The 9,297-nt window shown below is 45.4% G+C and carries 9 protein-coding genes and 2 pseudogenes; 6 read left to right on the top strand and 5 right to left on the bottom strand.

Annotated elements, in window-relative coordinates; all coding sequences use genetic code 11:
• The 4 genes and pseudogenes from P0Y67_RS21705 to P0Y67_RS21690 all read right to left on the bottom strand — a co-directional run.
• Nucleotides 1–311, bottom strand: a pseudogene (locus P0Y67_RS21705) (HNH endonuclease); the annotation flags it as partial.
• 56 nt (nucleotides 312–367) lie between these two features.
• The gene (locus P0Y67_RS21700) at nucleotides 368–925 is read right to left on the bottom strand and encodes a type II toxin-antitoxin system VapC family toxin (RefSeq protein WP_342393548.1); all 558 of its coding nucleotides are present in this window, start codon (nucleotides 923–925) and stop codon (nucleotides 368–370) included.
• 1 nt (nucleotide 926) lies between these two features.
• Complete coding sequence (locus P0Y67_RS21695) at nucleotides 927–1,271, bottom strand: STAS-like domain-containing protein (protein WP_342393547.1); 345 nt, start codon at nucleotides 1,269–1,271, stop codon at nucleotides 927–929.
• Between the two features lie 11 nt (nucleotides 1,272–1,282).
• Entirely contained in the window at nucleotides 1,283–2,254 is a 972-nt protein-coding gene (locus P0Y67_RS21690) for a hypothetical protein (protein ID WP_342393546.1), read from the bottom strand.
• 463 nt (nucleotides 2,255–2,717) lie between these two features.
• Between P0Y67_RS21690 and P0Y67_RS21685 the strand changes: the two are divergent.
• Nucleotides 2,718–2,906: pseudogene (locus P0Y67_RS21685) on the top strand (S24 family peptidase); the annotation flags it as partial.
• Entirely contained in the window at nucleotides 2,880–2,990 is a 111-nt protein-coding gene (locus P0Y67_RS23045) for a DUF4113 domain-containing protein (RefSeq protein ID WP_446728866.1), read from the top strand. The pseudogene P0Y67_RS21685 and the gene P0Y67_RS23045, both read left to right, overlap by 27 nt.
• Here the strand turns inward: P0Y67_RS23045 and P0Y67_RS21680 are convergent.
• Entirely contained in the window at nucleotides 2,985–3,416 is a 432-nt protein-coding gene (locus tag P0Y67_RS21680; RefSeq protein ID WP_342393545.1) for a hypothetical protein, read from the bottom strand. The two genes, P0Y67_RS23045 and P0Y67_RS21680, sit on opposite strands and share 6 nt — an antisense overlap.
• Nucleotides 3,417–3,900: 484 nt before the next feature.
• Here P0Y67_RS21680 and P0Y67_RS21675 point away from each other — a divergent pair, with 484 nt between their 5' ends.
• The 4 genes from P0Y67_RS21675 to P0Y67_RS21660 all read left to right on the top strand — a co-directional run.
• Nucleotides 3,901–4,488: a LemA family protein gene (locus tag P0Y67_RS21675; RefSeq protein ID WP_342393544.1), complete on the top strand. Its 588-nt coding sequence runs from the start codon at nucleotides 3,901–3,903 to the stop codon at nucleotides 4,486–4,488.
• The gene (locus tag P0Y67_RS21670; protein ID WP_342393543.1) at nucleotides 4,485–5,453 is read left to right on the top strand and encodes a DUF3137 domain-containing protein; all 969 of its coding nucleotides are present in this window, start codon (nucleotides 4,485–4,487) and stop codon (nucleotides 5,451–5,453) included. The genes P0Y67_RS21675 and P0Y67_RS21670 overlap by 4 nt, the downstream gene beginning before the upstream one ends.
• 425 nt (nucleotides 5,454–5,878) lie before the next feature.
• On the top strand, nucleotides 5,879–7,819 hold the full coding sequence (locus tag P0Y67_RS21665; protein ID WP_446728865.1) for an immunoglobulin-like domain-containing protein: 1,941 nt from the start codon (nucleotides 5,879–5,881) through the stop codon (nucleotides 7,817–7,819).
• A 9-nt stretch (nucleotides 7,820–7,828) separates the two neighbouring features.
• Nucleotides 7,829–9,297 (top strand): chitinase (locus P0Y67_RS21660; RefSeq protein WP_342393542.1); only part of this gene is annotated, 1,469 nt, incomplete at its 3' end.

Here is a 9,297-nt window from a genome sequence, read left to right as displayed (position 1 = left end):
GGGGCAAAGTGCGGATTCACCCAGCGTTCTTCCTGTACTGCAATGATCAATTCAATTTGTTCACCGATTTTTCGGCCTACATTTTTTGCCGGCTTTAAACCAGACACCCAGTCGCGGCCAAGCAAAGAGAAAATGTAGGATATGTTCTGCATACGATACTCGTAAGCTTTTTCGCTTCGGCCAAATTGGTTCGCAAGCTGGCGATAATACTCTTTTTTATTGAATTTAGCGTTTTGCTGCTGTTGCCTGTACATCTCAAGATATACAGCAACCGTCGCTTTTAGTTCTTTATTCGTCCAATTACCACTCATAAGGATTACTTACGGCTCCTTTGAAGTATCGTCTCATAAAGAACTTAGTATCAAAGCTATTGGTAACAAGTAAATGTATCAATGCCTGGTAAATGTCTGAAATCTTTGTCATCAGTAATAATGTTTCCAACCTTATTTTGACACATTAGTTGAAAATACAGTGCATCATAGCCATCAATCTTATTATTGTCTATAATATCAACAAACTCACGTGAGACAGAGTTATCTAGAGTCATAGATAACTCACTAGACATGCTAGTGATTGAATCCCAAGCAGTTTTAATTTCATTTAAAACTTCTTCTCTTTCCTTTGGAATACTTCTGAATCTTTTGAGGCTGATAGTTTCATTTGGATTATAGGCCTTATGTATTTCCCATTCAGAACGTTCAATTATATTCGATATTTCAACCAGAACTAATGGGGATGAGTATAAAATTGCACCAACTTCTAAAGCCTTCTCAATGAAGTTAGGGTAAAACTCAATTTGATAATCATGTGGTTTTTTTGCTATAAACGTCTTAGATGGAATGTATGTAGTCCAAAACCAAACATTTGTATCAACAAAAAATTTATCACCATTTTGGGGTGTGATCTGTTTGATGTCTTGAAGCATGCTATAGTTCCTTCTTAATTTCAGTTAAGCTGGAATTAGTTTTCCCATCTTTGTCTGAATAAAACTTTAAAGCATTGCTAATTACTAAATTTAAAAGTTTTCTTCCGTGGTTGGATATTGAATGAAACTCCAATTTATTTTGAAGATCTTCTATTTTTTTATCTTTCAATAAAGCACCGATGCTAGCGTTGAAAAATGGAGATGCGAAGACATCAACACCTGAAAAATCTATTCTTATTTTTGAGTCTGCATCCCAGTTTTTAACAATTTTTTCTCTTAGTTTATTTCCTGAGTTCATTGATATAGCATTAGAACCCACGATTTCTTTAACGATTATAGTAATCAAAATAGTTTCCTCTAAAAATAGTTTGGTGTCGATTCATCTGGTGACTCTGATTTGAATTTATAATAGTTGTTGTCACACTTCACTGAAATACTTACTAGTGTACCTTGAAATCTTCCACCAATAGATTCAATTAAATACTCACCGTTATCGTCTACTGTTGCTGAATAAGAATCACTGCATATCCTCAACCTCCCACCATTGAGGTGTACAAAATCTTTCAATATTCCAAAACCTAATCCTCTTGGTAAATCAGGTGTACTATCTGTCCGTGTCGAGTTTCCGAACTCCAAAGCCCATTCAAAAGCGTCTCTGTCACTTGCAATTTGGTTATCATGGTTTCTCACGCTTTCAACTATCCCACCGCCCAAATCAAAAACCGATAACGATAGTTCTTTAGCTTTGGCATCATAACTTCCGCAAGAAATCACACTTTGTCCAAACTCATTATCTTTTAAACCATGACCATAAGCATTCACAAAAATTTCATATATGCTGCTAACTATCTCTGCTTTCAATGATTCAGACATATGCAACTTCTCACTAGTTAGCCAACTATCTTTCAAGTGTGAAATTATTTCAGAATCCTCAATAACTTTCTCGTGTTCTCTATAGCCAATATAGTCATTACTTGCGACAACACCATAAGCAGGTTGGACATAGTTCCAAAATCCAATCAGGAGCAATTTTTCCATCAATACTGGATTAATATTATCAATGTTGAAACCTACTTTCGGAGGGGAAAGGAAGCTTAGAACACTTGGACTTAATAATGAACGACTAGAGTTCTGCTGCTTCAGATAGTTGCAAATACCACCAATGACGACCAAACCATTATGGCTGATAGTGGAACAACCTGAAAAGTCAAAAATGTAGCTGTTATGTGGGGCAGAAAGGATCGCTTCACAGATCTTACCCAAGTATGAGTACGTGGATGCGTTATCCCTTAGAGGTGGAAGGTGTACATTGTAACGTTTATTTTCCATATATCATACACCTTTAAACTCAATAACCACAGGCGAAAATACTGCATCAATGATAAACAGAAGCTGTTGAAAAGTCATTGATAAATTTACCTTTCATTTTATAGTGCCTGTCAAATGCGATCTGAGTATCGTACGAGATTCATAACGTTTTGTTAAGTTGATGATAGAGCCTCCTCTCTACCACTGCACATCTCCGTCCATTGTGTTTGGATACAGGGCGATACAAGATGAAATAGACAAACCAGCTTACTTGCCGCTACAGAAAGCAATACCGCACACATTGCAATACTGAGGATTCATTTAACTACGTACTGATCTTTTTATGCTTATCATGTGTACTTAAGTGATGTGACAACAGTGTCTCACTGGCTTTGCTATGTGACTCACAGCAAGAAAACTCTGGAGCTTGACCAAGCTCGTCTCTGAGGTAATGTCCTGTGTAAATGAACAGTATGCTGCTGTTATGAACTTTATCCCATTTTACGCCAGTGACGGGATCACCGGGTTTGAAAGCCCGGCGGCAGACTATCTACAGCTTCCTTTGTCCCTTGATAAGTTGCTGGTTGAGCACCCCAGTGTGACCTACATAGACCTGGCGCAGGGGGGGATGGAAGGGGTATCTACGATGGATGGTGATGTGTTGATTGTCGATCCCCGTTGGGCAATGAGGCGAGAGTTTCTCTCGCCCCAGTACACCACCAAGTGGCGGGATTTGCCGAGGGTGAGGTGTTCATAAAGTATGGTTGTTGTATAAACTTGTGTCGGGATTGTCTATTCCTCTTGGGCTGATACCGCTACCATCTAAGGCTATGACTGTTCCTGAACCTACGGATTCAGAATTAAGATTGTTTAAAAGCACTTGATCCTTAGATCTGACATGAAGCTTTATAATCAGCGAACCTAACAGAAACCAGACCCCAAGTGTCGGCAGGAAAATGTTATCGAAGAATGGTGTAAGCACTAAGTTAAATGCTGATAAAATGAATAAAAACATGGAAATTTTATTGTATCTCTTCTTTATTCTTGGAATGTCTTCAAGCGTACACTTTTTGGTCATTTCCTTGGCCTCAGTTAAGTGAACAAACTTAATGTTATCGATACAGAGCAGATTTAAGTAAAACATGTTTTCATGTATGTGACTGAGGTCATATTGTTTCAACATCTAGTGCCTGAGTGTTGACACTCACCCCCAAATGAAGCAAAATTCCCACAGTGCAAAACCTCGCCCACTCGGCGGGGTTTTTTGTTATCTGCTGTTTTGTCCCTTGTCAGACCGCCATTCCGGCGGTTTTTTTATGTCTGAAATTCGCCTATGAAAGAGAAAATCATTACTTGGTTCGCCTACTTCTGGGCGGGTTTCAGCGGCTTCTTTTCGAGCCTGTTCAAAGTGAAATTTTGTGGTTGATTCCTCGTGATCCGAGCCATCAAAACTTTGAACACTAACGTTGCAGCGGGCACAGATTGCGGGATTGTGACTTAGTGCCCAGTGGTATTAAAACCGTCACTTTTACTGTGATTTCAGGCATTTTGTCAGTGCCAATGTCATTCGGTCATGTTGTACCCTCCTGTGCCTCAAGGCCTCAACCGTTTTTCTAGTCAGGGACTCTGAAAAACTGTCCGGTTGAGCATGATTTTAGGAGAAGATAATGATGGGAATGTGGTTTTCTGTCGGATTCATTGTGGTTGTGCTCTTACTTGGAGTGGCTATTTACAATGGTCTGATCGCTCGTAAGAATCAGGTTGATAATGCTGATTCGACAATTGATGTGATGTTAAAGAAGCGCTTTGATTTGCTTCCGAATATGGTGGAAACGGTCAAAGCTTACATGTCTCATGAAAGAGAAGTGCTGAACGAACTGACAGAACTTCGGACCAGGTTTCAGAGTGATATGGCAACTGGAGAAAAAAAACCTGAACTCGACCGGCGTCTGAACCAGGTATTTTCTCGCTTTAACATCATGGTGGAAGCTTACCCGGACTTGAAAGCCAGCAACAATTTCAGCCAACTACAACGAAGCATTAACGAGACTGAAGAGCAGATTGCTGCAGCGCGGCGTGCTTACAATGCTGCGGTGACTGATCTGAATAACGGTATTGAAATGTTTCCGTCTAATCTCTTTGCTCGCAGAATGGGGCTTACGCAAAGAATTCTTTTTGATATTCCAGAAGCACAGACACAACTCCCGGATATAGCTGAATTATTTGAGAATCGTGCAAATAAGGATGCCCGATGAATATTGATGATCTGAAAAGTGTCTTTGAAAGGGATTTACAACCACAGCTCGCAGTGATTGAACAAGAGCGTTGTGATGTGGTTGTCACACGGGATATGTGTGTCTTTGTCGGCGTATTGGCAGTGATCATTGGTACCCTTGTACTTTTTGGAACCTATATTGACCCGAATATCATCATGGTGTGTGTTGGTATCATTCTGGCTGTATTGGGTTTAATTTATCAAATGAAATGGAATGAGTATCGTGTTGTTTATAAAGAGAAAGTAATTTCCAGTATCATTCAAAGTATTGATGATTCGCTGGAGTATAACCCGACAGGCAGTATTGAACGGGAGGTCTATGACAGAAGTGGTCTTTCTCCAGGTGGATATAGCCAGTTTGAAGGCGAAGATTTTATCAGTGGTAAGATAGGGCAGACTGCAATAGAAATGTCGGAAGTTCACACCAAATATAAAGTCAAAAGGAGAACTGCCGACGGTAAAACAAAAACATACATGCGGACTAGATTCCGAGGTATGGTCATCATCGCAGATTGTAATAAGCATTTTAATAGTCAGACTTTTGTCTCAATTGACAAAGGAAAAGATGATTCGTTTCTGGAGAATATCAAACAGGGTTTTGTGGGTACGCCCGACAATTTGGTTCGGCTGGAAGATCCAGAGTTTGAGCGAGATTTCGATGTCCATAGCACCAATCAGGTTGAAGCAAGATATCTGCTGACACCGGCTTTCATGCAACGGGTTGTGGCATTTCGTGAAAATACAGGAAAATACTTGGCACTATCGTTTGTCGATGGAAAGTTATTCATCTCAGTTTCTGGCGGCGATATGAAATATTTTGAACCTAAGCTATCTGATTCGGCAACTGATTTTAATACCGTAAAAGATATCTTCTCTGAGTTAAAGCTATTGGTGGGGCTGATAGATGCTTTGGATTTAAATACACGTATTTGGTCTAAAGAATAAGTATTAATTTATCGAGTGGTCAGGGCGGGACGATACTTTCTCGCTCTGTCTTTCATCACGAGGTTACCCATCCTGTCAGAATAATCAGACACGCGATTATTTTCTGATACTTGTCTTTTGGTGAGCATATACATACCTGTGTACTGGTTCTTAATTAATAATAAATTGAATGTTAGCCATTGTTTTAATTCACATGATCAATGAATAAATTTTAATTTTCTTTCTGTTGAGTCATTTTTTGGAATCAAAAGCCAAATATGACATTTGCCCTGACAGTTTTGACATTCTCTATTGGTAATCTTTTTTTTCTTAGATAAAAAATTAACACCGACATATTTTGCTCTGCTAATAATTGAGGTGAATCATTTTTAATCAATCTGTCTGAATTGGTGGACAATAAGGAAAAAGGAAAATCAATGCCAACCATTTTGAAAGCAAAACCCGCCGCTTTTGCTGTGTTCGCAGCGCTCGGAATGATGACACAGCCAGCAATGGCTGACGGTAGTGAACTGGTCGCACAAGACGGGACTGTGCTGGTCGGTTACTGGCACAACTGGTGCGACGGCAGGGGCTATCAGGGCGACAATGCGCCGTGTCTGCCGCTGTCTGAGGTCGCCAGCGGCTATAACGTCGTCAATGTGTCCTTCATGAAAGTGTATGACGTCAGTGAAGGCCGGATTCCCACCTTTAAGCTTGATCCGAATATTGGTTTGTCTGAAGCCGAATTTATCAGTCAGATCAGTGCACTGAATGCGCAGAACCGCTCGGTGCTGTTGGCTCTGGGCGGGGCTGATGCGCACATTGAACTGAAAGCTGGTGACGAAGTCGCTTTTGCCGATGAGATTATCCGTCTGGTCGATACCTACGGCTTTGATGGTGTGGATATCGATCTGGAACAAGCGGCGGTGGATGCCAGCGATAACCAGACGGTGATTCCGGCTGCGCTGCGCATGGTGAAAGAGCATTACCAGCAATCAGGCCAGCGTTTCATGATCACCATGGCGCCTGAGTTTCCTTATCTGACGACGTCTGGCAAATACACGCCTTACCTGAAAGGGCTGGCAGGCTATTACGACTATATCAACCCGCAGTTCTACAACCAGGGGGGTGATGGTGTCTGGGTCGACGGTGTGGGCTGGCTGGCACAGAGTAACGACGCGGTGAAAGAAGATTTTATTTTCTACATGGCGGACTCACTGGCCAACGGAACGCGCGGTTTCACGCAGATTCCAGCCGAAAAACTGGTCTTTGGCATTCCGTCCAATATCGATGCGGCAGCAACCGGGTTTATTCAGAACCCGGCAGATCTCTACCGTGCATTCGACCGCATGAAAGCGCAGGGCCAGCCGTTAAAAGGCGTGATGACCTGGTCTATTAACTGGGATGTAGGCACCAATGCCTCTGGTCAGTCGTACAACGGCCAGTTTGCCAAAGATTATGGGCCATTTGTCCACAGTCAGACGGTGCCCCTACCGGATGGCAAACCTGTGCTCAGTGGTGTGGAAGATGTTCGCTTACCGGCTGGCGGCCAGTTTGATGCCATGGCGGGTGTGTCGGCTACCGATGCCGAAGATGGCTCGCTGACCTCGGTGATCGTGGTTCAGGGCACGGTTGATACAGCAGTCACAGGGGCGTATTCACTGACTTACTCAGTCACCGACAGCGATGGGAATCAGACTTCAGCCGCCCGTCTGGTGACGGTTTATAACAGCGCACCGCAATTCAGTGGTGTCAGCGATGTGATTGTCCTGCAGGGCGAAGCGTTTGATCCGCTGGCGGGCGTGTCGGCCTCTGATCAGGAAGACGGCGATCTGACGGCTTCAGTGTCTTTATCGGGCAGCGTAGATGTCAACACTGTGGGCAGTTATGTCCTGACTTACAGTATCACTGACTCTGCCGGTCTTACCGCCACAGCCACACGCACTGTGACCGTGACGGATGACAGTCAGGTGTGCAGTGATACCTGGCAGGCGAGCTCAGTGTACAACGCCGGCGATGTGGTCAGTTACGACGGTAAAACCTGGAAAGCCAAGTGGTGGACGCAGAACAATATTCCGGGCGCTGAACAATGGGGACCGTGGGAAGAAACCGGCAGTTCCGGCTGTGCCGGCACCGTTGTCGACCCGGTGGATCCCGTTGACCCAACAGATCCGACAGAGCCAACGGACCCGACCGATCCTGCAGAGCCAGGCGCTTATTCGGTTTATCAGGCAGGTGAGAACTATGGCGCAGGCGATCGGGTGTCCAATCTCGGCAGTGATTTTGAATGTAAACCTTATCCGTACTCAGCCTGGTGCGCCGGTGCTGCCTGGGCCTATGAGCCGGGTGTCGGGACCGCCTGGCAAGATGCCTGGATCAAACTGTAAGGATACGAGATGAACAAGCATAAAGAATGTTATCTGACGAGCCTGGCTGGGCTCGTCATCGGCCTGAGCACGGCGGGTGCTCAGGCGTATACGCTGACTCAAAGTGAGGTCAACGCCGATGAAGCGGCCATTATTGCGGCTCAGCCGGAAGGGTTACAACTGGTCAGGGATGCGATTCGCACACTGGATAATGCAAGCGTGGAGGCCATTACGGTCGGCGCTGGCAGCAACCCGGATAATGTTAAGCGAGTGGAGAGTATCGTCAGTGAGTCCGACTGGCAGTTCCTGTTTGCTGAACGAAACGAAAAGTACACGTACCTGAACTTTCTGAAAGGGATTGGGAAATTCCCGGCGTTTTGTGGCAATTATACCGATGGCCGCGATGCCGATGCGATCTGCCGCAAATCTCTGGCGACCATGTTCGCGCATTTTACGCAGGAAACCGGCGGCCACAACAGTTACAGCGCCATCCCAGAATGGCGCCAGGGGCTTTTTTATCTGCGCGAAGTGGGCTGGACGGAAGAGATGTCCGGTGGCTACGGCATCTGTGCGCCCGGGGTCTGGCAGGCCGATGCGTACCCGTGTGGCACCAACGTTGACGGTACATACAAAAGCTACTTTGGCCGTGGTGCGAAGCAACTGAGTTATAACTATAACTATGGTTCTTTCTCGCAGATGATCTACGGCGATGTCTCTGTGCTGCTGGATCACCCGGATCGGGTTGCCGATACCTGGCTGAATCTGGCCAGTGCGGTGTTCTTCTATCTCTATCCCCAGCCACCGAAACCCAGCATGCTGCACGTGATCGACGGCACCTGGCAGCCGAATGCAGCGGATTTGGCCAATGGCCTGGTCCCCGGCTTTGGTGTCACGACGCAGATCATCAATGGGGGTGTCGAGTGTGGCGGCAGTGCCGAACACATTCAGTCGCAGAACCGGATTAACTATTACCGTGAGTTCGCCAGTTACCTGAATGTGCCTGTCCCGGCAGACGAGGTGCTGGGTTGTGCCGCCATGAAGCAGTTCGATGGCGAAGGCGCCGGTGCGCTGGCGATCTACTGGGAGCAGGACTGGGGCTGGCGTCCGGATACCCCGGATAACCAGACTTATCGCTGCCAGCTGGTGAACTATCAGGGGCCGTATTCTGCTTTCATTACCGGTGATTATGCCAAATGTGTCAGCGAGAAATTCGGCGTGGATATCCTTGATGACACTGGCCCGGTTGCCCCGATTGCCAACGCAGGTTCTGATGTGACTGTGGTCGGTGACAACTCGGCAGTGACGCTGGATGGCAGCCAGTCGAGCGATGCCAATGACGATATCGTCAGCTACAACTGGGTCCAGACGGGCGGTCCTGCACTGAGCATGACCCATGTGAATCAGGCACTGGCGACTGTGATGGTTCCTGAGGTCGCGGAAGAAACGCCGTTTGAATTCACGCTGACTGTCACAGACAGCACCGGTTTGTCTGCTTCAGA

It is taken from the genome of Photobacterium sp. SP02 (assembly GCF_038519165.1).
Taxonomy (GTDB): Bacteria; Pseudomonadota; Gammaproteobacteria; order Enterobacterales; family Vibrionaceae; genus Photobacterium; species Photobacterium halotolerans.
This window is presented reverse-complemented; position numbering and strand designations above follow the sequence as displayed.